Source organism: Streptomyces sp. NPDC005374 (assembly GCF_042872225.1).
Lineage (GTDB): Bacteria > Actinomycetota > Actinomycetes > Streptomycetales > Streptomycetaceae > Streptomyces.
In genome coordinates, this window is sequence record NZ_JBIAKA010000001.1 from 312,156 (window position 1) to 334,398 (window position 22,243).

At 70.6% G+C, this 22,243-nt stretch carries 24 protein-coding genes; 11 read left to right on the forward strand and 13 right to left on the reverse strand.

Going from position 1 to position 22,243, the window contains the following annotated elements:
* The first annotated feature begins 65 nt into the window (after positions 1-65).
* On the forward strand, positions 66-953 hold the full coding sequence (locus tag ACFYRX_RS01495; RefSeq protein WP_389095582.1) for an alpha/beta fold hydrolase: 888 nt from the start codon (positions 66-68) through the stop codon (positions 951-953).
* 40 nt (positions 954-993) lie between these two features.
* Here the strand turns inward: ACFYRX_RS01495 and ACFYRX_RS01500 are convergent, their stop codons facing one another.
* A complete protein-coding gene (locus ACFYRX_RS01500; RefSeq protein ID WP_389095584.1) occupies positions 994-1,887 on the reverse strand; it encodes an NYN domain-containing protein in 894 nt (297 codons plus the stop codon).
* Between the two features lie 196 nt (positions 1,888-2,083).
* On the opposite strand from ACFYRX_RS01500, the gene ACFYRX_RS01505 reads away from it, so the two are divergent.
* Positions 2,084-2,236: a hypothetical protein gene (locus ACFYRX_RS01505; protein ID WP_020136747.1), complete on the forward strand. Its 153-nt coding sequence runs from the start codon at positions 2,084-2,086 to the stop codon at positions 2,234-2,236.
* 95 nt (positions 2,237-2,331) lie between these two features.
* Here ACFYRX_RS01505 and ACFYRX_RS01510 read toward each other — a convergent pair whose 3' ends face one another.
* From ACFYRX_RS01510 to ACFYRX_RS01520, 3 genes are all read right to left on the reverse strand, one after another.
* Positions 2,332-2,937, reverse strand: coding sequence for a MarC family protein (locus ACFYRX_RS01510; protein WP_389095586.1), 606 nt, complete (start codon positions 2,935-2,937; stop codon positions 2,332-2,334).
* A gap of 50 nt (positions 2,938-2,987) precedes the next feature.
* Positions 2,988-3,845, reverse strand: coding sequence for a PHP domain-containing protein (locus ACFYRX_RS01515; protein WP_389095588.1), 858 nt, complete (start codon positions 3,843-3,845; stop codon positions 2,988-2,990).
* A gap of 159 nt (positions 3,846-4,004) precedes the next feature.
* Positions 4,005-4,646 carry a DUF6758 family protein gene (locus tag ACFYRX_RS01520; RefSeq protein WP_389095590.1) on the reverse strand — a complete coding sequence of 214 codons (642 nt, stop codon included), beginning with the start codon at positions 4,644-4,646 and terminating at the stop codon, positions 4,005-4,007.
* 182 nt (positions 4,647-4,828) lie between these two features.
* On the opposite strand from ACFYRX_RS01520, the gene ACFYRX_RS01525 reads away from it, so the two are divergent.
* Positions 4,829-6,052, forward strand: a complete 1,224-nt coding sequence (locus ACFYRX_RS01525) for an MFS transporter (RefSeq protein WP_389095591.1) — start codon at positions 4,829-4,831, stop codon at positions 6,050-6,052.
* A 41-nt stretch (positions 6,053-6,093) separates the two neighbouring features.
* Here the strand turns inward: ACFYRX_RS01525 and ACFYRX_RS01530 are convergent, their stop codons facing one another.
* Positions 6,094-6,678 (reverse strand): suppressor of fused domain protein, encoded by a 585-nt coding sequence (locus tag ACFYRX_RS01530; protein ID WP_389095593.1) that lies wholly within the window; start codon positions 6,676-6,678, stop codon positions 6,094-6,096.
* A gap of 501 nt (positions 6,679-7,179) precedes the next feature.
* On the opposite strand from ACFYRX_RS01530, the gene ACFYRX_RS01535 reads away from it, so the two are divergent.
* Entirely contained in the window at positions 7,180-8,298 is a 1,119-nt protein-coding gene (locus ACFYRX_RS01535; protein WP_389095595.1) for a magnesium and cobalt transport protein CorA, read from the forward strand.
* Positions 8,299-8,308: 10 nt separating this feature from the next.
* Positions 8,309-8,821, forward strand: a complete 513-nt coding sequence (locus tag ACFYRX_RS01540; RefSeq protein ID WP_389095597.1) for a hypothetical protein — start codon at positions 8,309-8,311, stop codon at positions 8,819-8,821.
* Here the strand turns inward: ACFYRX_RS01540 and ACFYRX_RS01545 are convergent.
* The gene (locus ACFYRX_RS01545) at positions 8,818-9,570 is read right to left on the reverse strand and encodes a hypothetical protein (protein WP_389095599.1); all 753 of its coding nucleotides are present in this window, start codon (positions 9,568-9,570) and stop codon (positions 8,818-8,820) included. The genes ACFYRX_RS01540 and ACFYRX_RS01545 overlap by 4 nt on opposite strands.
* Before the next feature lie 202 nt (positions 9,571-9,772).
* Between ACFYRX_RS01545 and ACFYRX_RS01550 the strand changes: the two genes are divergently transcribed.
* The 4 genes from ACFYRX_RS01550 to ACFYRX_RS01565 are packed head-to-tail and all read left to right on the forward strand — an operon-like array spanning position 9,773 to position 14,794.
* Positions 9,773-11,050, forward strand: a complete 1,278-nt coding sequence (locus ACFYRX_RS01550) for a magnesium transporter MgtE N-terminal domain-containing protein (RefSeq protein WP_389095601.1) — start codon at positions 9,773-9,775, stop codon at positions 11,048-11,050.
* Positions 11,040-11,639 carry a DUF1003 domain-containing protein gene (locus ACFYRX_RS01555; protein ID WP_389095603.1) on the forward strand — a complete coding sequence of 200 codons (600 nt, stop codon included), beginning with the start codon at positions 11,040-11,042 and terminating at the stop codon, positions 11,637-11,639. Before ACFYRX_RS01550 ends, ACFYRX_RS01555 begins: the two co-directional genes overlap by 11 nt.
* A 43-nt stretch (positions 11,640-11,682) precedes the next feature.
* Positions 11,683-12,816: an Mrp/NBP35 family ATP-binding protein gene (locus ACFYRX_RS01560; protein WP_389095604.1), complete on the forward strand. Its 1,134-nt coding sequence runs from the start codon at positions 11,683-11,685 to the stop codon at positions 12,814-12,816.
* Between the two features lie 46 nt (positions 12,817-12,862).
* Positions 12,863-14,794: a glycosyltransferase family 2 protein gene (locus tag ACFYRX_RS01565; RefSeq protein ID WP_389095606.1), complete on the forward strand. Its 1,932-nt coding sequence runs from the start codon at positions 12,863-12,865 to the stop codon at positions 14,792-14,794.
* A 45-nt stretch (positions 14,795-14,839) separates the two neighbouring features.
* Here ACFYRX_RS01565 and ACFYRX_RS01570 read toward each other — a convergent pair whose 3' ends face one another.
* The 4 genes from ACFYRX_RS01570 to sigE form a co-directional block, all read right to left on the reverse strand.
* Positions 14,840-15,505: a hypothetical protein gene (locus tag ACFYRX_RS01570; RefSeq protein ID WP_389095607.1), complete on the reverse strand. Its 666-nt coding sequence runs from the start codon at positions 15,503-15,505 to the stop codon at positions 14,840-14,842.
* A gap of 296 nt (positions 15,506-15,801) precedes the next feature.
* Entirely contained in the window at positions 15,802-16,230 is a 429-nt protein-coding gene (locus ACFYRX_RS01575) for a sec-independent translocase (protein ID WP_389095609.1), read from the reverse strand.
* Between the two features lie 705 nt (positions 16,231-16,935).
* Positions 16,936-17,910 carry an anti-sigma factor family protein gene (locus tag ACFYRX_RS01580; protein ID WP_389095610.1) on the reverse strand — a complete coding sequence of 325 codons (975 nt, stop codon included), beginning with the start codon at positions 17,908-17,910 and terminating at the stop codon, positions 16,936-16,938.
* Positions 17,907-18,677, reverse strand: a complete 771-nt coding sequence (gene sigE, locus ACFYRX_RS01585) for an RNA polymerase sigma factor SigE (protein ID WP_389095612.1) — start codon at positions 18,675-18,677, stop codon at positions 17,907-17,909. The genes ACFYRX_RS01580 and sigE overlap by 4 nt, the downstream gene beginning before the upstream one ends.
* A gap of 163 nt (positions 18,678-18,840) precedes the next feature.
* Between sigE and ACFYRX_RS01590 the strand changes: the two genes are divergently transcribed.
* Positions 18,841-19,539, forward strand: a complete 699-nt coding sequence (locus ACFYRX_RS01590) for an O-methyltransferase (RefSeq protein WP_389096873.1) — start codon at positions 18,841-18,843, stop codon at positions 19,537-19,539.
* Between the two features lie 240 nt (positions 19,540-19,779).
* Here the strand turns inward: ACFYRX_RS01590 and ACFYRX_RS01595 are convergent, their stop codons facing one another.
* Entirely contained in the window at positions 19,780-19,947 is a 168-nt protein-coding gene (locus ACFYRX_RS01595; RefSeq protein WP_003966491.1) for a DUF3117 domain-containing protein, read from the reverse strand.
* Positions 19,948-20,304: 357 nt separating this feature from the next.
* Here ACFYRX_RS01595 and ACFYRX_RS01600 point away from each other — a divergent pair, with 357 nt between their 5' ends.
* The gene (locus tag ACFYRX_RS01600; RefSeq protein WP_389095613.1) at positions 20,305-21,096 is read left to right on the forward strand and encodes an enoyl-CoA hydratase/isomerase family protein; all 792 of its coding nucleotides are present in this window, start codon (positions 20,305-20,307) and stop codon (positions 21,094-21,096) included.
* 40 nt (positions 21,097-21,136) lie between these two features.
* Here the strand turns inward: ACFYRX_RS01600 and ACFYRX_RS01605 are convergent, their stop codons facing one another.
* Positions 21,137-21,715: a DNA-3-methyladenine glycosylase I gene (locus ACFYRX_RS01605; RefSeq protein WP_389095615.1), complete on the reverse strand. Its 579-nt coding sequence runs from the start codon at positions 21,713-21,715 to the stop codon at positions 21,137-21,139.
* Entirely contained in the window at positions 21,712-22,101 is a 390-nt protein-coding gene (locus ACFYRX_RS01610) for a DivIVA domain-containing protein (protein ID WP_389095617.1), read from the reverse strand. The genes ACFYRX_RS01605 and ACFYRX_RS01610 overlap by 4 nt, the downstream gene beginning before the upstream one ends.
* Positions 22,102-22,243: the final 142 nt, after the last annotated feature.

A 22,243-nucleotide genomic window follows, 5' to 3' on the forward strand; every position in this document is an offset into this window, starting at 1 on the left:
CCGGCACCGCCCCTCGGGGGCCCCTGCAGCGCCGTACCGTCGCCTTCCCCCGATACCCTCACCCCGTGAGCATCCGAGCCGTCTTCGCCCCACCGCCCGGCGCCCGCGCGTACTCCCTGCGCACCGCGCGCGGTGAGTTCGCGGTCGTGGATTCCGAGGTGCGCCCCGGTGTCGCCCAGAGGGGCACCGCGCTGGTGCTGCCCGGGTTCACGGGGAGCAAGGAGGACTTCACGCTGCTCCATGAGCCGTTGGCGGCACGCGGGTACCGGGTCGTGGCCGTGGACGGACGGGGGCAGTTCGAGTCGGACGGGCCGGGGACCGACGAATCCGCTTACGAGCGGGGCGAGTTGGCGCAGGACGTACTCGCCCAGGCCGCGGCGGTCGGCGCTCCCGTACACCTGGTCGGCCACTCGCTCGGCGGTCAGATCGCGCGCGCGGCCGTACTGCTGGACCACTCGCCCTTCCTGTCCTTCACCCTCGTCTCCTCGGGCCCCGCGCAGATCTCCGACTCCCAGCAGCAGCGCGTGAAACTGCTGCGGGACGCGCTCGGTGTGATGACGATGGCCGAGGTGTGGGCGGCGATCCTGGCCATGGGACCGCCGGAGGAGGTCGGCGGCCCCGCGAAGGGCATCGGCGACATCGAACAGCTCCGCCGTCGCTGGCTCGGCAACCAGCCCGCCCAACTCCTCGCGACAGGCCGCCAGTTGTGCACGGAGCCGGACCTGGTCGCCGAACTGGCCGCCGTCCCGCTGCCGTTCCACGTCCTCTCGGGCTCCCAGGACGACACCTGGCCGGTGAATCTCCTCGACGACATGGCCGTACGGCTCCACGCGCGCCGCACGGTGATCCCGGGCGCCGACCACTCCCCCAACGTCGACCAGCCCCTCCCCACGGCCCGAGCCCTGGCCGACTTCTGGGACAGCACCGCCGACGGCATCACCCCCCGACCCTGAGCATCGCACCCACTCCGTCGGCGCCCCCGCCGAGCGCCCGTCAGTACTGCCCCTGCAAGTGCTCCCAGAACCCGTCCCGCAGTGCCCGCCGCAGGTCCGACTGGCCGCGCAGGGAGTACTGGAGAAGTCCCTCCGCCTCCACCAGCAGGTCCTGGTCCACCGAGCCCGGCAGATACGGATGCCCGGGCAGCAGTTCCTGAAGGGCCGCCCTCCCCCGCTCCGCCAGCCACTTCGCGGCGATCTGGGCACCGACGAAGCGGACGCCCTCACGGGTGGGCCGGGTGACCGCCGCCTCGTAGGCGGCCGCCGCGCGCCGTGAGACGTACGGTTTGAAGAAGTCGAGGTCGAGGGTGCGCTGGCTGTCGACCTCCCAGAGCAGGGGCTCCGCCTGGTTGCGGCCCTCGGGTGCCTCGATGCCCCAGAGGTGGACGCGGGCGCCGTAGCCCTGGGCCGCCTCGACCGCCGAGACCAGGTCCTCGTCGCCGCCGAGGAGTGCCGCGTCACTGATGGCGCGGTGGCGGGCCAGCGACTCGAGGTCGCTGCGGATCAGCGAATCGACGCCCTTCTGCTGGTTGTTGGCGTTGAGGTTGCCCAACCGGACCTTGACGTCCGGGAGTTCGGCGATGGACTGCTGCTCCGACGTGTGGATACGCCGTCTCGCGCCGTCGTACCAGTAGACCCTCAGGAGTCTGCTGTCCGCGAAGATCGTGCGGGCCTTGTCGATGAGGGCCTCGATCAGACCCTCGGCGTCGAGGTCGAAGGCGCGCCGGTCCTCGGTACCGGCGACGAGTCGTCCCGCGGCCGCGTAGAGGTAACCCGCGTCGACGAAGATCGCATGCGTCGAGGGCGTCTTCGCCACCTCGGCGAGCATGCGCTGGAGCAGCTCGTTGGTGCGGTCGATGCGGGCGCTCAGGGGCGCGAGGTCGTCGTTCATCACCTCCCATTGTCCCGGCGGTCACGCTGCGAACACAACCGGTCCCAAGGAGTCTCCGAAGACTCACTTACCGGTCAGTAGTTAGTCGTTCGAAAAATTTCTTTAGCGTAGGGAATGTTTGTAACACGCACCCCGTTGACTACCTACGTACGCAGCAATTCTCCGCAGGAGGATGACCAGACGAAGGGAGAAGCCTGTGCGCTTCGAAATCATGCGACTCGACGACGTCGACGGTACGCCCGTGGACAGCACCGTTGTGGACGCCGCCTCCGTCAACCGGATCGTTCAGCAGGCCGCCGCCATAGGGCAGCGGCTGTGGATCCGTCCGGCCGACACCACGGCCTCGTAACACCGACGCGGATCACCGCAGACAGCTTCAGAGCCCCCGCCCAGGCACCGACGCCGGGCGGGGGCTCTGCGCATGTCCGAGCAGATCCCCCCACCTCAGCTCGCCCGGATCACCTGGGTCACCCCGTTGATGATCTGCTGCACGGCGATCGCGGAGAGCATCATGCCCGCGAGGCGTGTCACCAGCACCACCCCGCCGTCCTTGATGACCCGGATGATCAGCAGCGAGTACCGCATCACCAGCCACAGCACGACATGGATGGCGAGGATCGCCGTCCACACCGACACCTGCGAGGCGAGACCGTCCGCCTTCTGCACGGCGAGGATGACCGAGACGATCGCACCGGGACCGGCCAGCAGCGGCATGCCCAGTGGTACGAGCGCCACGTTGACGTCCTTGGTCTGCTGCGGCTCGTCGGTCTTGCCGGTGAGCAGGTCAAGGGCGATCAGCAGGAGCAGCAGCCCGCCCGCGATCATCAGCGCGGGCACGGAGACGTGCAGGTAGTCGAGGATCTGGTGGCCCAGGAGCCCGAACACGGTGATGACACCGCCCGCCACGCAGACAGCCTGGAAGGCCATCCGCTTCTGTACCTTGCCGGGCCGGCCGGCGGTCAGCGCGAGGAAGATCGGGGTGATCCCTGGGGGATCCATGATCACGAACAGGGTGAGGAAGAGCGAGCCGAAGACGGCGACGTCGAACATGGGGAGCCTTGCAGCCTTGCAGGAATGGGGACGGGAAGCGGGGCCGAGGCTCAGATTCCGCCGGTCCCCGGGACGGGAAACGCACCCGTCGCCCGGCGCGTGATCTCCCCGTACACCTCGGGATCCGTCGTGTACTCGCCGAGGGTGACCGTCTTCCGGCTGCCGTGGTAGTCGCTGGACCCGGTGGTCAGCAGCCCCAGTTCCGCGGCGAGCCCACGCAGCCGTACGCGTGTCCGCTCGTCGTGGTCCATGTGATCGACCTCGATGCCGTCGAGCCCGGCGGCGGCCATCTCGGCGATCGCGGACTCCGGGACCGTGTGGCCGCGCTTGCTGGCGCCCGGGTGGGCGAACACGGTGACCCCGCCGGCACCCTTGACCAGGCGGATCGCCTCGAAGGGATCCGTCTCGTGCTTCTCCACATGCGCCCGCCCGCCGTCGGCGAGCCAGTCGGTGGTGAACGCGGCGTCCACGCTCGGCACGACCCCCAGCTCGACGAGCGCGGTGGCGACATGCGGCCGCCCGACGGACCCGTCTCCGGCGATCCGCGCCACCTGCTCCCAGGTGACCGGTACGCCCAGCTCCTGGAGCCGGGCGACCATCCCGCGGGCCCGGGGCACCCGGTCGTCCCGCACCAGTTCCCGCTCGGCGAGCAGCGCCGGTTCCTCGGGGTCGAAGAGGTAGGCCAGCATGTGCATGGACACCCCGCCGACACGGCAGGACAGCTCGGCCCCGGTGACCAGCGTCAGCCCCTCGGGCAACGCGGCGAGCGCCTCGCCGTACCCGCGAGTCGTGTCGTGATCGGTGAGGGCGACGACGTCCAGCCCGGCAGCGGCGGCGTTGCGCACCAGCTCGGCAGGCGTGTCGGTCCCGTCGGAGGCAGTGGAGTGACAGTGCAGATCGATACGCACGAGGGGAAACTCCACCGGGCCAGGGGGACAGAAAAGGACGCCCAAGGGTAACCCCCTGGGCGCGCGGGGCTGTTTCGATGTGCGGCTACCGCCGCGTGGGCGCGCCCGGCCACGACAAAGCCGCACCCGCCCGGCGACAGAAGCCCACCCCCGTAGGCGCTACGGCTTCAGCAAGCGCGGCGACAACGCCCCGCAGGGCACCAGTTCCACCTCCGCGCCCGCGTCCCGCAGATCCGTCAGCACCAGTTCGTCGTACATCAGCAGCCCGGACTGCTCGGGCCACACCACGGCCCAGAGCCACAGCCCGAGGGCCTCACCGGCGAAGACGGCCCGGTCGTCCGGCGCTCCCGCGACATGCCACAACGGCGTCGGCCGCCCCGCGGCCAGCACCTTGGCCTGCGGCGGCTTCTCCACGCTCATGTACGGCCCCGGGTCCGGGGCGTCGATCCCCGCGTACCGCGCCCCGAGCCCGACCCCGAGTTCCTCGGCGACCAGGATCAGCTCGCCGACGCCCCCGAGCGGGCCGGGTCCCGTGCACGCCACAGCCGTCGCGCGACCGCCGCTGCGGTCGTCGCCCGCGCAGACCACGCCCGTGAACAGCCAGCCGACCGGCAGCGGCCACGGCATCCACACCGGCACCTGGGTGCGGTGCACCACGACATCGAGAGCCTCGACGCTCGGCGGGATCACGGGCTGCAGCGGATGCACCGTCCCGTGCACGTCGCACTGCCAGGAATCGGCGAAGAGTCCGGGAGCCCTGACCCGGCCACCACACTTCGGGCAACTGGGTTCGCCCCTCATAGGGCCCAACGGTCCTACCCTCACCCCGCCACGTCAAGGACGATCACCCGTCCGGAGGGAAGCGGTTCACTCCCGATCCCGGCGGCCCTCACCAGCGGAACTAGATGTAGCTTGCATTCATTAGCCGCTCTAACTTACTATGTGCATATACCAACTATCTCCGTGAGGAGTGGAGGAAGACCATGGACCCCTTTGATGCGGGAGCCGGCGGCATCCTGCGCCAGCCGAAGGCCGTGTGGGCGACGGCAGGTGCCTCCGTCGTCGCCTTCATGGGCATCGGACTCGTGGACCCGATCCTGCCGTCGATCGCCAAGGGCCTGGACGCCACGGCCAGCCAGGTCTCCCTGCTGTTCACCTCGTACTTCCTGATCACCGCGATCGCGATGCTGGTCACCGGCTTCGTCTCCAGCCGCATCGGCGGCAAGAAGACCCTGCTGGCCGGACTCGCCGTCGTCGTGGTCTTCGCCGGACTCGCGGGCACCTCGGGCTCGGTCGCCGAACTGGTCGGCTTCCGGGCCGGCTGGGGCCTCGGCAACGCCCTCTTCGTCTCCACCGCCCTCGCCGTCATCGTCGGCGCGGCGGCCGGCGGCAGCGCGGCGGCGATCCTGCTGTACGAGTCCGCCCTCGGCCTCGGCATGGCGTGCGGCCCGCTCGTGGGCGCCCTGCTCGGTGACGCCAGCTGGCGCTACCCGTTCTTCGGCACGGCGTTCCTGATGGCGATCGGCTTCCTGTGCATCTCGGTGTTCCTGAAGGAGCAGCCCACGCCGGCCCGCAAGACGTCCCTGCTCGACCCGATCAAGGCGCTCGGCCACGGCGGCCTGGCCTCGGCCGCGGCCTCGTCGTTCTTCTACAACTACACGTTCTTCACCGTGCTGGCCTTCACCCCGTTCGTGCTGGACATGACCCCGTACAAGTCGGGTGCCGTGTTCTTCGCCTGGGGCGTGCTGCTCGCCGTCTTCTCGGTGTTCGCGGCCCCGCGGCTGCAGGAGCGGTTCGGTTCACTGAAGGTGCTCGGCGGCTCGCTGGTGCTGCTCGCGGCCGACGTGCTCGTCCTCGGCTACGGCAACCACACCATGGCCATCGTCTGCACGATCCTGTCCGGCGCCTTCATCGGCGTGAACAACACGGTCTACACGGAGCTGGCGCTCGGCGTCTCGGACGCCCCGCGGCCCGTGGCGAGCGCCGGCTACAACTTCGTGCGCTGGTTCGCCGCCGCGGCGGCCCCCTTCTTCGCACCGAAGATCGAGGAGTGGAGCAACATCCACATCCCCTTCGTGGTGGCGGCGGTGACCGCGGTGCTGGGCGCGCTCGTGGTCGTCGTACGGCGCAAGGCGCTCACGCACGAGGCCGAGGAGCTGGAGCCGAGGCACGCGACCGAGGACAGCGTCGCCGTCTTCGCCAACTGACGCTTTCCGGCCACCGGTTGGTGAGCTTGCTCACCCGATGGTCAGGCGAGCGGGACGGACTTCCGGGAGGGATCCCTGAGGTCCGTCCCGTTCGTCAGCCAGCGCTCCTGGAGCGCCTCGGCGCCGTGCACCCGCTTCCAGGCGGCCTCGTTGGGCGTCATGGGGAGCAGCGGCAGGAAACGGACCGGGTCGAGAGGATCGTCCAGCTCCAGGTCCTCGACGAGTCCGCCCGGCTCGGCGACCAGGACCGAGGTGAACGAGGCGCCGGGCCACAGCGGTTCGCCTACGTCGAGCGAGGCACCCGGGGCCACGATCACACCCTCGACCTGCGGGGACGCGGCGAGCACGGCGAGCGGGCGGAGCACCTTGTCGGTCTCGGCGAGCCCGCCCCGTACGGAGATGACCAGTTCGGCGCGCGGTCCCTTCAGCGGGTCGGCGAGCATCGAGGTCGGGTCGCCCATCGGCTGGGCGGACATGCCGAGCGTGGCGTAGCGGACGACGTCCCCGTCGGTGAAGCGGAGCACCTCGATGCGGTCCGTGCCCAGAAAAGTGACCGCCGCGCGCGCGTCCGGCTCGCCCAGGGCGCTGCGCAACCGGGCCTCGACCAGAGGAAGAACATCAGCCATGCGGCGAGCATAGAACTCGTCACCACCGGGCAAAGCAGCGCCTTGACACTTCGGCCTGCTGCTAGTCTGGCCCGGTCGTCGGGGCAGCACGTAGAAACGTCGCGCATCAAGTCCCGACGCCTGGTGAGACTCCCTTACGGGAATGGATCGTCCCTTACGAGGGACCGGCCGGAGGAGGTGGGGCTGTCATGGATCGAAGTCGACCTGGTAGTACCACTCGTTCTTCCGGCCGCTGATGCAGCCTCTGTGACGTTCGGCAACCGCCGCCTCTCACGTTCGCGTCTTCGTGCGGAAGAGCACTTCGTTTCGTTTTGCCTGATCTGTCTGATCTGAAGCAGTAGCTGCAGCAGTACCTGAATCAGTGACGAAGTTCGCCACCGCGATGGTGCGGTGCTCCCCGCTTTGCGGACGTGCCAAACACACGAGTTTCCGGACGTCCCCATTCCGGGTAGTTCCACCCGTCGCAGGTGCCCTTTGTCGCCCGTCACGAAGGAGCCTGCCATGTCGATGATCCGTGACCTGCGTGCCGCAGTCCGCCCGTCGCGTCCCTCGCTGCGCAAGGACACCGGCGCGTACGACGCGACGCGCGACCCCTCGACGCCCTCCGCCGTCGTCGACTGCGCGGTCTACCGCGACGGCCGGCGCGTGGTCACCCCGGTCCCGCTGAGCCCGCACGAGGCGATGCGCCAGGTGCGCCGCGACGGCGGGTTCGTGTGGATCGGCCTGCACGAGCCGAGCGAGGCCGAATTCTCCGGTATCGCGGGCGAGTTCGGACTCCACCCGCTCGCCGTCGAGGACGCCGTCCAGGCCCACCAGCGGCCCAAGCTGGAGCGCTACGACGACTCCCTGTTCACCGTCTTCAAGACCATCCACTACGTCGAGCACGACGAACTCACCGCCAACAGCGAGATCGTCGAGACCGGCGAGGTCATGTGCTTCACCGGCCGGGACTTCTTCATCACCGTCCGGCACGGCGGCCAGGGTTCGCTGAAGTCGCTCAGGCACCGCCTCCAGGACGACCCCGAACTGCTCGCCAAGGGCCCCTCGGCGGTGCTGCACTCGATCGCCGACCATGTCGTCGACGGCTATGTCGCGGTCGCCGACGCGGTGCAGGACGACATCGACGAGGTGGAGACGGAGGTCTTCACACCGGGCCGCGGCGGCAAGGTCTCGCGCGGTGTCGACTCGGCGCGGATCTACCAGCTCAAGCGTGAGGTACTGGAGTTCAAGCGGGCCGTCGCGCCGCTGCTGCGCCCCATGCAGCTGCTCAGCGAGCGGCCGATGCGGCTCGTGGACCCCGACATCCAGAAGTACTTCCGGGACGTCGCCGACCACCTCGCCCGCGTCCAGGAGCAGGTCCTCGGCTTCGACGAACTGCTCAACTCGATCCTCCAGGCCAACCTCGCGCAGGCGTCCGTCGCGCAGAACGAGGACATGCGGAAGATCACGTCCTGGGCCGCGATCGTCGCCGTACCGACGATGGTCTGCGGTGTCTACGGCATGAACTTCGACTACATGCCCGAGACCCACTGGAAGCTCGGCTACCCCGTGATCATGGCGATCACCGGGGTCATCTGCCTGGGCATCCACCGCACGCTCAAGCGCAACGGCTGGCTCTAGAGTGGCCGCCATGACAAGCGAGCTGCTGGACCGGGCCCTCGTCGAGGAGGCCACGAAGAAGTCCGGCCTCATCTGGGTCAAGGGGCCGGACGGCCCGGCCCGCGCCCTGTGGCACGTCTGGCACGAGGGCGCGGCCTGTCTGGTCGGCGACGGGCCCGGCGAGCAGCCGCTCCCTGGGCTGACCGACGCGGGCCCGGCCGAGGTGACCGTCCGCAGCAAGGACAAGGGAGGCCGGCTGGTCTCCTGGGCGGCGAGGGTCGTGGAACTCGCTGCCGGCTCCGAGGCATGGGAAGCGACCGTCGCCGAGCTCAAGGGGAAGCGGCTGAACGCCCCCGACGGCGAGGCGATGACGGACCGCTGGTCCCGCGAGTGCCGGGTGCTGCGTCTTGAGCCGACCGGGGTCACGGCACCGCTGCCCGACGGTGACCTGGCCGAACCGCCGCTGCCGACACCGGCGACCACGCGTGAGCCGGCCCCAGCGGGTCTTCCGCGCCTCCTGATGAAGCGCCGCAAACGCGGCTAGGACGTCGGCAGTTGTCTGCCGTAGTCCACCGTCTCGTCCTTCTTCGGCTCGGTCAGGGCGAAGTTCTTGCCCCAGGCCGAGAAGGTCAGCGTGCCCGCGCCGCCCGCCCGTACCAGGCGCAGGGGGTACGGCTGCCCCTCCAGCGAGACGTCCAGCGTGCCGCCGTCGCCCTCGTCACCGGTGATTCGGATCGTGCGGGTACCCGCCTGCTCATGGTGACCGTCGGTGCCCAGCGTGCCGTGCAGGGTCAGAAGCCCGTCGAGGAGAACGTCCTTGTCCGTGAAACCGCTGAACTTCTTGTACGCCGGGTCGCCCGACGGCACCTTCACGTACTTGCCGTCGAGCTTGTCCGCCGCCGCGTCCGGCTCCGAGCCGTCGCCCTTGCCGTCCGCCTGCGTCCAGAAGCCCGCGTCGGCCTTCAGATACAGCTCCTCACCGATCCGCAGCAGCTGGAAGGTGTCCCCCTCCGCGGTGACCGACCCGGAGCCGCCGCCGGAGCTCAGGCGCATGTCGAGCTTGTACGTACGCCCACTCGTCACCACGTTCCCGGACAGGCGCAGCGCGTGGGCGGACCCGGCGGCCGTCCGCGTCCTGGACTGGATCTGCTCGGCGGACAGTTTGCCGACACCGTTGGTGTCCGCGTCGGGATCCTCACTGCAGCCCGTCAGCCCCGTCCCCGTCACGACCAGGGCGCACATCGCGCCCACCAGCACGGCCCTGCGGGTACGGCCCTGGGGAATCGCAGTCACAGAGGGGGCTGCCTTTCTGACGAGGGTCCTTCAGCGGCGTACGGCAGCGTACCGGGGCCCGGGACCCCGGGCGGAGCCAGCCCGTCCAGACCGCTCACCAGGGCGTATCCGATCGGTACGGGCTAGCCTGAAGCCCTCCCGAGCGGGCAATCCGGACAACGACCGACGAACGAAACACCCCGTACGCAAAGGAAGCACAGCCATGGCAGCGGGAGCCCCCCGGATCTTTGTCTCGCATCTCGCCGGAGTCGCCGTCTTCGACCCCAACGGCGACCAGGTCGGCCGCGTCCGCGACCTGGTCGTCGTGCTGCGCGTCGGCCGTCGGCCCCCGCGTGTGCTCGGCCTGGTCGTCGAACTGTCCACCCGGCGCCGCATCTTCCTGCCCATGACCCGGGTGACGAGCATCGAGTCGGGCCAGGTCATCTCCACCGGTGTGCTCAACGTCCGCCGCTTCGAGCAACGGCCCACCGAGCGCCTGGTCTTCGGCGAGCTCCTGGACCGGCGGGTCACCCTCGTGGAGACCGACGAACAGGTCACCGTCCTGGACGTGGCGGTGCAGCAGCTGCCGGCCCGCCGCGACTGGGAGATCCACCGCGTCTTCGTCCGCAAGGGCGGCAAGGGCGGGGCCTTCCGGCGCAAGGGAGAGGCGCTGACCGTCGAGTGGTCCGCGGTGACCGGCTTCACCCTGGAGGAGCAGGGACAGGGCGCGGAGAGCCTCCTGGCCACCTTCGAGCAGCTGCGCGCCGCCGACCTCGCCAACGTCCTGCACCACCTCTCCCCCAAGCGCCGCGCGGAGGTGGCCGCGGCCCTCGACGACGACCGGCTGGCCGACGTACTGGAAGAGCTCCCCGAGGACGACCAGATCGAGATCCTCGGCAAGCTGAAGGCGGACCGGGCCGCCGACGTCCTGGAGGCCATGGACCCGGACGACGCGGCCGACCTGCTCTCCGAGCTCCCCACGGAGGAGCAGGAGCGGCTGCTGAGCCTGATGCAGCCCGGCGACGCGGCCGACATGCGGCGCCTGCTGGCCTACGAGGAGCACACGGCCGGCGGTCTGATGACGACGGAACCGATCGTCCTGCGGCCGGACGCGACCGTCGCCGACGCGCTCGCCCGGGTCCGCAACTCCGACCTCTCCCCGGCCCTCGCCGCCCAGGTCTACGTGTGCCGCCCGCCCGACGACACCCCGACCGGCAAGTACCTCGGCACGGTCCACTTCCAGCGCCTGCTGCGCGATCCGCCGTACACCCTGGTCAGTTCGCTCGTCGACGACGACCTGCAGGCCCTGGACCCGGACGCGCCCCTGCCGGTCGTCGCCGGGTTCTTCGCCACGTACGACATGGTCGCGGCGCCCGTGGTCGACGAGGCGGGGTCGCTGCTCGGCGCGGTGACGGTGGACGACGTACTGGACCACATGCTGCCGGAGGACTGGCGGGAGACGGAGTTCGACGCGGAGGGGGCGGCCCACCATGACGCCTGAGCGCGAGACCCCGAACCGCGAGCGCACCCCTTCCGGCGCCACGGCGGCCCCCCGCCCCCGCGCCCGCCTCGACCAGCCCCGCCCGCCGCGCCGCCGGCTGCTGCCCGAGTGGGACCCGGAGGCGTTCGGACGGCTGTCGGAGCGCATCGCGCGGTTCCTGGGCACCGGGCGGTTCATCGTCTGGATGACGGTCGTCATCATCGTGTGGGTGCTGTGGAACATCTTCGCGCCCGGCGACCTGCGCTTCGACCACTACCCGTTCATCTTCCTCACGCTGATGCTGTCCCTCCAGGCCTCCTACGCCGCCCCGCTGATCCTGCTCGCGCAGAACCGGCAGGACGACCGGGACCGGGTCAACCTCGAACAGGACCGCAAGCAGAACGAGCGGTCGATCGCGGACACCGAGTACCTGACCCGCGAGATCGCCTCGCTCAGGATCGGCCTCGGGGAGGTGGCGACCCGCGACTGGATCCGCTCGGAGCTCCAGGACCTGATGAAGGAGCTGGAGGCACGGCAGCACGACGGGCATGTCGTATTCCCGGCAGAACGCCCGGATCGGCCGTCGGGACGTGACGTAGAAGACCGTTGAGAGCCGTACAGGGGTCGGTGCGCGGCCCCGTACCATCGTCTGTATGGCTAGCGAAGACGCGGTGCGCGAGGCACTGGCGACGGTGAACGACCCCGAGATCAACCGGCCCATCACAGAACTCGGGATGGTCAAGTCGGTCGACATCGGCGCGGACGGAGCGGTCGCGGTCGCCGTGTATCTGACGGTCTCCGGCTGCCCCATGCGCGAGACGATCACGCAACGCGTGACCGACGCGGTCGCGGCCGTCGAGGGCGTCACCCGCGTCGACGTCACGCTCGACGTGATGAGCGACGAGCAGCGCAAGGAACTGGCGAACGCCCTGCGCGGCGGCACGGCCGAACGCGAGGTCCCCTTCGCGAAACCGGGGTCTTTGACGCGTGTCTACGCGGTCGCCTCCGGCAAGGGCGGCGTCGGCAAGTCCTCGGTCACCGTGAACCTTGCGGCGGCGATGGCGGCCGACGGCCTCAAGGTGGGCGTGGTCGACGCCGACATCTACGGCCACTCGGTGCCGCGCATGCTGGGCGCCGACGGTCTCCCGACCCAGGTCGAGAACATGATCATGCCGCCGTCGGCGAACGGCGTGAAGGTCATCTCGATCGGCATGTTCACACCGGGCAACGCGCCTGTGGTGTGGCGTGGCCCCATGCTCCACCGTGCCCTGCAGCAGTTCCTGGCGGACGTGTACTGGGGTGACCTGGACGTCCTGCTCCTGGACCTCCCCCCGGGCACCGGTGACATCGCGATCTCGGTGGCCCAGCTGGTCCCCAACGCGGAGATCCTGGTGGTGACCACCCCGCAGCAGGCAGCCGCGGAGGTCGCCGAGCGAGCGGGCTCCATCGCCGTCCAGACCCACCAGAAGATCGTCGGCGTCGTCGAGAACATGGCCGGCCTGCCCTGCCCGCACTGCGGCGAGATGGTCGACGTCTTCGGCACGGGCGGCGGCCAGTCGGTCGCCGACGGCCTGACCCGCACGACGGGCGCGACGGTCCCGGTCCTCGGCTCCATCCCCATCGACGTCCGCCTCCGCGAGGGCGGCGACGAGGGCAAGCCGGTCGTCCTGACCGACCCGGACTCCCCGGCGGGCGCGGCCCTGCGGGGCATCGCGGGAAAGCTGGGGGGACGGCAGCGGGGGCTTTCGGGGCTGTCCTTGGGGATCACCCCGAAGAACAAGTTCTGAAAACACGTGACAAGAGGGGTTCCACGGGCCCGGTAGGGTCCGTGGAATGCCGAGAGTCAAAGTCAGCGTCATCGTTCCCGTGTACAACACCGGGAAATACGTCGACGAGTGCGCCCCGTCGCTGCTCGGGCAGAGTCTGCCCGCCGACGAGTACGAGGTCGTCTACGTCGACGACGGGTCGACCGACGACACGCTGGCCCGGCTCCAGAAGATCGCCGCCGCACATCCGAACGTCCAGGTGCACACCCAGCCGAACTCCGGCTGGCCGGGCGCACCGCGCAATCTCGGCATGCGGCACGCGAAAGGCGAGTACATCCAGTTCGTCGACCACGACGACATGCTCGGGCCCGAGGCCCTGGAGCGGTTGTACGAGCACGCGAAGCGGAACGACGCCGACGTGGTGCTCGGCAAGATGTCCAGCACGATGGTGCGGCCCCGGCGGCTGTTCCGGCACACGGTGGACGCCTGCACGATCGAGAACGACGAGCTCATGCAGAGCATGTCCCCGCACAAGATGTTCCGGCGCGCCTTCCTCGACGAACACAGCCTGCGGTTCCCCGAGGGCCCCTGGATCCTGGAGGACCTGGCCTTCGTCAGCGCCGCCTATCTGAAGGCCGAGCGGATCTCGGTCCTCGCCGACTACCCCTGCTACTACTGGATGAAGCGGGACGACGGCGGCAACAACACCCAGCACCGCTTCAACCCCCGGCACGGCTTCTGGTCCAACTGCCGCACGATCGTCCAGCAGATCAAGGACGGCACGACCCCGTCCGACGACGTCGACGCGCTCCAGAACCGGCTCCTGCACCGCCTCTACCACGTCGAGATCCTCTCCCGGACCCGTGAACCCGAGATCCTCCGCGAGGACCCCGCCGAACAGCGGGAGCGGTTCGAGGCGGCCCGTCGGCTGGCGCTGGAGGAGTTCCCCGCCGCCGTGCGGGAGGGCCTGCCCGCGGTGTCGCGGCTGCGCGCCGGGCTGCTGGAGAGCGGTGACTTCGACGGGGCCGTGGCCCTCGCCGAGCGCGTCCGTGAGGTCAAGGCCCGCAGCACGGTGGGCGGACTGCGCTGGGAGCAGGGCCGGCTGGTCGCCGACGTGACGCTGGACCTGTTGCGCGGGGACGGCGAGCCGCTGGTCCTCGTCCAGCGGGACGGGAAGTGGTGGCTGGACCCGGAGCTGGTGGCCGGCGTGCCGGGGGCCGAGGACGGCTGGGAGGTCCTCGATCCGTTCCGGCTCGCCTACGCCGAGCTCGTGGTCAAAGACCGGGACCGGGAGGACTGGTGGTACCCGGAGGGCGATCTGGAGGTACGCCTTGAGCCCGGCGGGGAGGGGCAGTCGAGGCTCGTCGCAGCGGGGCAGCTGCGGCTCGACCCGGAGCGGCTCGCGGGCGGGCGGCCGCTGGAGCGCGGGGTGCACGACGTGTGGGCGTTCGTCCAGCTGCTGGGCGTCGACCGGATGGTCCGCCTGAGCGGTGACGGCAGCCCGGGTGCCCCGGCCACGGGCCCGGCGCTGACCGGTGGGCGGCTCGCGCTGCCGTACTGGACGGGGAGCGGTCAGCTCGCCCTCGACGTGGACCAGCGTCAGCGAAGGCTCGGTTCCGACACCGCCGGTGCCGCCGCCGCGAACACCGCGCGCGGTGAGCGGTCGCTCGCGCTGCCGTATGTGGCGGCGAGCGCCTCCGGCGCCCCGGCTCGGGTCAAGGTCGACGTGTCCGCCCTGACGGTGACCGCCGAGCTGGTCCCTGGCGAGGACGGAACGACGGCGGCCCTGCGTCTTCCCGCCCGCCTCGGTCTTCCGGCCGGACGCCACCCGGTCAGCCTGCCGAAGTCGGACACCCCGGTCGCGTACGCCGTCGTCCGGGACGGCGCCCTGCTGCGACTGGAGGGCCCTGCGCACGCGACCGGCGCCGGACGCCGGCTGCTCGACGCGGTCGCCGACAACCGCCAGGTCCGGCGGGTGCGGCGACGGCTGGGCCGCTAGGTTTCGTGTGGGGCACCGCACAGGTCTGCGGTGCCTCCGCCGGTCCTAGGCGTACGCCGAGATGTCCTTGATCATCGCGAACCCGAGGCCGTAGGCGCTCATGCCTCTCCCGTACGCCCCCACGTGCACTCCCTCCTGCGTGGAGCCCGCGAGTACCCAGCCGAACTCGGACTCCCGGTAGTGGAAGGGTGTGGGCACCCCGTCCACCGGCAGGGAGAGCGTCGACCAGTCGGAGCCGTCGAGGTCGTTCGCCAGGACCCAGGCCGTCTCGGTCTGCTGGTCCAGCCAGTCGTCGCGCAGGGAGTGGTCCATCTGACCGGGCCAGGTGAACGACAGCAGCCCCACCCCGGCCAGCCAGGCGGCGGAGGAGACGGACGTGGCCTCCAGCAGTCCCGTGCCGTCGGCGCTTCTTCGGGACGGGTTCGCGGCGACGGTCACGACGACCGCGAACTTCTCTTTCGGCTCCCCGGTGGAACCCGCCTCGTTCTTCACGGAGGGCTCGTCGCCGTGTCCGATCGAGCCGTGCTCGACGGCTCCGTCGGCCGACGTGCCGACCTGCATCAGCCAGCGCGGCCCCGTGAACGCCTCGTCGAGGCCGTACCAGGGGAAGGGCGCCTGAAGGTAGCCGTCGACCGTGCGCCGGGCGGAGGGAACCTGCCGGCCACCCTCCGCGGCCGGCGCCTGCGCGACTGCCCCACTCGTCGTCTCCATGTGCCGGACGCCTCCTACTAGCTCTCGTCGGACCGGACCGGCCCCGCCCCCCTTCGGGCGGCGTCGCTGGTTCGCGTACGGCCCGCACAACAACTCGGCAGCATAGCCACACCGCTGCGAGCTGCCGGGAAACCGCCCGGCGCGCGGGGCGCGTGGAAGGTGGGTTCAGGCCGCGCGGGGCGGGAGAGGGGTATGAAACGCGTCACGTACGACGCCACGTACGACGTCCCTGACCACGGGAAAAGGCGCCCGCGAGCCGAACTGCCCGGCGGACGCCTTCCGGTGGCGCGTACGGCTCAGGTGGCGTCCGCGTCGAAGGGCGGGCGGTCTTCCTCGCCGGGCTCCTCGGGCTTCTTCGTCATGTCGATCCGGCCACCGGACGAGGACGAGGATGAGGACGATTCCGTGCTGTGCACCGCGTCGGTGACCTCGGCCATCTCCTTCTTCAGGTCGAAGCCGTTGCGGATCTCCTTGAGCCCCAGTTCGTCGTTGTCCATCTGCTTGCGGATGAACGTCTTGGGGTTGAGGTCCTCGAACTCGAAGTCCTTGAACTCCGGGCCGAGCTCGGACCGGATGTCCTGCTTGGCGCTCTCCGAGAACTCACGGATCTTGCGCACCGTCCGCATGACGTCCTGGATGACCTTCGGGAGCTTGTCCGGACCGAAGACGAGCACGGCGAGGACAACGAGCGTGATCAGCTCGAGCGGTCCTATGTCATTGAACACCTGAAGCTCCTTGCGATGTCCTCGGTCCTCGGCCCTCGGGTGGTCTGCGCGGGTCTTCCGTGGTCCGGGCCGGGTCCACGGTACCTGCCGATCCCGTACGACCGGTACTGTCCCGAGGGCTCCGAGTGCGGGCGGGTGGGCGGTTTTCCGGGTTGTTTGCCTTGTGAAGCGGGGTTCGGAGCCGTATCTGTGAGGTTTCCGCCAACCCTGCCCCTGACGATTCTCATGCCATTCTCTTAGCCGCCGTCCGAGGATCCGAGCACCAGCGAGACGCTCGTCTCCTTGCCGTCGCCCGCCTCGAGCCCGGCTCCGTCGGCTCGCCCAAGACCGTTCGGGGCGCGCGGCTGACCGGACTCGCCCGAGGGCTCGGGAGCGCCGTGGGAGGGCTGCGGGGCAGCGGGGCATACGGGACGGGCCCGTCCGAGGCGGAGACGGTGACGATGGCGGGCGGAATGAGGCCTGCGGGTGGGGCGCCGCCAGCAGCCGAACCTCCCGGCGCCGGGAGCTCGAAGTCACCGTCCGAACCCGCCGCCCGGACGTCGGCGCGGTCTCCTCACACGGCCTGGGCCGACTCCCCGTTTCGCCGTCGCGGGCTTCCCCTCGGCAGCGTCCATGCTCTCCCCACAGCTGACCGGCCGCGGTTCGCGGCCGGTCGACCTACCTGTGGATCCAACCAGGTTCACGCGCCGCTGAGCAGGGCGCCGGTCAGCGGGCGGTGCTGGGAGGACTGGGCGCGGACGTGGTGGGGGGGACGGGTGCGGTGAGGAGGCCGGAGGTGGTGAGGTCCGGGGTGGTGGACAGGGACGTCAGGGTGAGCGGAGGGGTGACGCTGAGCGGGCGTATGAGGGGGGACATGGCGGCGGCACCCGCGATCACAGGGGCCGTGAGGGTGTGCACGACCGCGTCCTGGACCTGCGCGGGTATTCCCGGCAGCAGGGGTGCGGACGCCTCCGTCGGGGCGACCGCGGTGTTGCCGAACGCCCGCTGTCCCTGTTCCTGCACGCCCAGCGGGCCCGCACCGCGGCGCCGCTGGTTCTCCGGCACCGCCGTCCCCGTGCCCGGGGTGCGCGCCGGCGTCACATTGCTGCCGGCCCCGGTACCGCCGCGGGCGTCCGTGGTGTCGCCCGGCGCCCCCGTGGTGACGCCACCCAGCGCGATGGCGGCCAGCGACACCGCCCCGGCGGCGACGAACGCGAACCTCATCCCGCGCGAGGCCGAACGCTCGGCCTCGTGGCGGCTGACGTCATGGATGCGGAAGCCCCGGCCGACGGACGGCGGGAGCACCGCTGCGTGCGGGCGGGCCGGGACGTAGTCGAACTCGAAGCGCTCGCCACGTCTCACGCCGAAGACTCCGGCGCCGGGCCGTCCCGACAGTCCTCCGGTGAGTCCTCCCCCGCCGAACGGCGAGCTGTCGCCGTCCTCCGGGTCACCTCCCGGAAGCCCCTGGAGGCGGGCCAGGAAGCTCTCGGAGGGCGGCGGCGGGGCGGCCTCCGCGAAGACGTTCTTCAGGCGGCGCTGGGCGTCCGCCTCCGCCTTGCACTTCGGACAGGTGGCGAGATGTGCGAGGACACGCTCGCGCGTGGCATGACCGAGCTCGCCGTCCACCAGGGCGGCGAGTCGGTCTCCCAGATGCTGGTCCGCGAGGCTTCCCTCGCCGGGTTTGGGCAGTGATCCACTCACGCGGTCGCGCCCCCTCCTCCCAGCGCGGGAACCCGGGCCATGAAGGAGCGTCGCTCGGCACGGGCCTCCGGCGAGCGGTGCGCGAGGGCCTTGCGCAGCTGGGAACGGCCGCGGTGGATCCGTGAGCGGACCGTACCGAGCTTGACGCCCAGGGTGGCGGCGATCTCCTCGTACGACAGTCCTTCGATGTCGCACAGGACGACCGCGGCACGGAACTCCGGCGCGAGGGTGTCGAGGGCCTGCTGGACGTCCGCGTCGAAGTGGGCGTCGTTGAAGACCTGCTGGGGCGACGGCTCGCGGCTGGGCAGTCGCTCGGCCGCGTCCTCGCCGAGGGCGTCGAAGCGGATGCGCTGCTTGCGGCGGACCATGTCCAGGAAGAGGTTGGTGGTGATGCGGTGCAGCCAGCCCTCGAAGGTGCCGGGCGTGTACGTGGACAGCGAGCGGAAGACGCGGACGAAGACCTCCTGCGTGAGGTCCTCGGCGTCGTGCTGGTTGCCGGTGAGGCGGTACGCGAGGCGGTAGACGCGGCCGCTGTGCGTGCTGACGATCTCCTCCCAGGTGGGCGGAGTCCACGCCTGCCCGTCCGCGTCGGTGGAGAAGGTCGCGGTCTGGGCGTAGTCGCCGGCGTGGCTGCGGTCAGCGGTGTTGTTCACGGATTTCGGCCTGCCCGCCGATCCGAGGAAGCGGCTCAGCACTCCCCCACGATCTCCAGGCGCGGCCGCACCTCCCCTGTCGGCTCTGGTTGTCTCCAGTGGAGCCCCTACCATAGCCACCTCGCCCGTTAGCTCCGGATAAGCGGTTTTACGAGAATTTGATCTGGGCTGATACCACTCGGACCCCTGCGTCAGCAGTTGCTCGAGGGCCTGCTCGGCTTCGTGATCCAACTGTGTCCCCCCGGGTGCGTCTCCACCCCTCTAAACGCCCGGTCCCATCTGCGGGTTCCCGACACCAACGGATACAGTCACGCCCAGGCAACCACGGGGCAAGGAGAGGGTTATTACCGGCAACCGGCTGACGAGCTGGGCGTTCGCCGACGCCTACGTCGCCGAGGACGAAGTCCTGCGCTGGGCCCGCGACCGGGCCCGTGAGGCGGGGCTGCGCTCGGTGTCGCCCGGCGCGGGCGCGGCGCTGCGGTTGCTGGCCGCCTCCGTGGACGCCAAGGCCGTCGCCGAGATCGGTACCGGCACCGGGGTCTCCGGCATTCATCTGCTGCACGGGATGCGCCCGGACGGGGTGCTGACCACCGTCGATCCCGAACCGGAGCACCAGCAGTTCGCCCGTCAGGCCTTCCGCGCCTCCGGCTTCGCCAGCAACCGGGCCCGTTTCATCCCGGGCCGGGCCCTGGACGTCCTGCCCCGCCTCGCCGACGCCGGCTACGACCTCGTCTTCTGCGACGGTGACCGGCAGGAGGTCATGGACTACCTCGCTGAATCGTTGCGCCTGCTGCGCCCGGGTGGGCTCGTCGTCTTCGAGGGCGTCTTCGCCAACGGCCGCACGGTCGACTCGGGACCGCAGCCCACGGAGGTGGTACGCCTCAGGGAGCTGCTGCGGGCCGTACGCGAGAGCCAGGAGCTGGTGCCGTCACTGCTGCCGGTGGGTGACGGGCTGCTGTGCGCGATCAAGCGCTGAGCCCGGCGGGCCGGTAGCCGGCGGGCCCGGAGCCTGTGTACCCGGAGCCGACCCACCCGTAGGACGAGCGCGGCCGGGACTGTTCGAACGGACCGGGCGTGAGAGCCGCGAGAACCGGCACGAGGGCTGCGGAAACCCGGATGAGAGCCGTACGGCCATCCGTGGTTCCGCCCGGGCAGACCGCTGCCCCGGCACCGTCCACGATGCCGGGGCAGCCGAAAGGGTATGGTCGCTCCCGCGTCAGCCGACGACCTTCTTGAGGGCGTCACCGAGCGCGTCGGCCTCGTCAGGGGTCAGCTCGACGACGAGCCGCCCGCCGCCTTCGAGCGGAACGCGCATGACAATGCCCCGCCCCTCCTTGGTCACCTCGAGCGGGCCATCGCCCGTCCGCGGCTTCATGGCCGCCATGCTCGTTCCCCTTCCTGAAACCAGCTCATCGTCAAAGCCGACGGCCCTGGGAGGGCGCGCGTCCAAGTGAGACACGTGGCACCGGCGTCGAACATATTGCTTCCAAGCCATTATCCCGCATCAAAGGACCCGATGACCAACATCAGTCGGCATCGCTTGGGCAACGCGCGCGAGCAAAACCACCCAATTCGGCGATGTGGCTGCGATACTCCGCCGCCGCACCGACTCTCGGCCGCCCGAACACACTCCCGGATTCTTTGACGCAGGTCACACGTCCCGTCCGGTCCGCGGACAGTGATCTCCGCCATGCTGTCCTTCGGACACCGGACGCATCGGACACACCGGAGGGGACAGGCAATGACCGACACCGTGCTCTACGAGGTGAGCGACGGACTCGCGACGATCACGCTGAACCGGCCCGGGGCGATGAACGCGCTCGACATCGCGACGAAGGTCGCGTTGCGGGAGGCCGTGGAGTCGGCGGCCTCGGACGACGCCGTGCGGGCCGTGCTGCTCACCGCCGCCGGGGAACGGGCGTTCTGCGTGGGACAGGACCTCAAGGAGCACATCGGGCTGCTGCTCCAGGGGTCCGACGTCGTCATGAGCACCGTCAAGGAGCACTACAACCCGATCGTGCGGGCGCTGACGGAGATGCCGAAGCCGGTGGTCGCCGGGGTGAACGGGGTCGCGGCGGGGGCCGGCTTCGGGCTCGCGCTGGCCGCGGACTACCGGGTGGTCGCGGACACGGCCGCCTTCAACACGTCGTTCGCCGGGGTCGCGCTGACCGCGGACTCCGGGATCTCCTGGACGCTGCCGCGGGTGGTCGGGCCGGGGAGGGCCGCGGATCTGCTGCTCTTCCCCCGGACCGTCTCGGCGCAGGACGCGTACGAGCTGGGCATCGTGAACCGTCTCGTGCCCTCGACAGAGCTGCCCGCGGAGGCGGAGAAGGTGGCGCGGGCGCTGGCCTCGGGGCCGACGGTGGCGTACGGGGCGATCAAGGAGTCGCTGGCATACGCGCTGTCGCACACCCTGTCGGAGACGCTGGAGAAGGAGGACGAGCTGCAGACGCGGGCCGGGGCCTCCGAGGACCACGCGATCGCGGTGCGGGCTTTCGTGAACAAGGAGACGCCCGAGTTCCTGGGGCGGTGAGCTCCGTGGGGGCCGCGGGCGTGTGCCGGCCGGCGTCCCCCTAGGAAGTTCTCGCCACGCAGGTCCGCAGGTGGTCGTCGACCAGTCCGCACGCCTGCATGAGGGCGTACGCCGTCGTCGGGCCGACGAAGCGCAGGCCCCGCTTCTTCAGGGCCTTGGAGAGGGCTGTCGACTCCGGGGTGACCGCCGGGACGTCGCCCAGCGTCTCGGGGACCGTGGGGGAAGCCGGCACGTGGCTCCAGATCAACTCGTCCAGCTCGCCCGGCGCCCAGTCGGCCAGCACGCGCGCGTTGCCCATGGTCGCGTCGACCTTGGCGCGGTTGCGGATGATGCCGGGGTCCAGGAGCAGGCGGTCGCGGTCGGCCTCGCCGAAGGTCGCCACCTTGGCGATCTCGAAGCCCGCGAAGGCGGCACGGAAGCCTTCGCGGCGGCGGAGGATGGTGATCCAGGACAGGCCGGACTGGAAGGCCTCCAGGCTGAGGCGTTCGAAGAGGGCGTCGTCGCCGTGGACCGGGCGGCCCCACTCCTCGTCGTGGTACGTCACGTAGTCCGGTGTGGACAGGGCCCAGGGGCAGCGCAGCGCGCCGTCCGGGCCGGCCAGGGCGGCGCCGGAGGTCACTGCTGCTCCCCCAGGCCGAGACCATTGCCGAGACCGTTGCCCAGACCGTGGTCCGGCTTCTCCATGGAGACGTGCGCGGCGGCCTGGGCGCCGGCCAGCGCGGACTCCAGGTCGGCGATCCGCGCGTCCCGCTCGGCGAGCTCGGCGCCGAGGCGGCCCAGCGCGTCGTCCACGTCGGCCATGCGGTAGCCGCGGGCGGTGAGCGGGAAGCGCAGGCTCTCGACGTCGGCGCGGTCCACCGGGCGGTCCTGCGGCAGGGGGTCCTGGAGTCGCTCCGGGGCGACGTCGGGCAGCGGCCCGTCGCTCTCGCCGCCGCCCACCACGGCGAGCGTCACCGCGGCGACCACGACGGCGAGCGCGATGACCAGGAACAAGAACATAACCATCGCTGAGGTCCCCACGGTCCCTGCCGGCGGCCGGCCGCCGGCGTCGAATGTGTCAGGGTCCGATCGTGCCATGCGAGTCTGACAGTTAGGGTCGCAGGCGGCCGCAGACGCCGAACACACAGACGGACGAAGTGAGGTCACA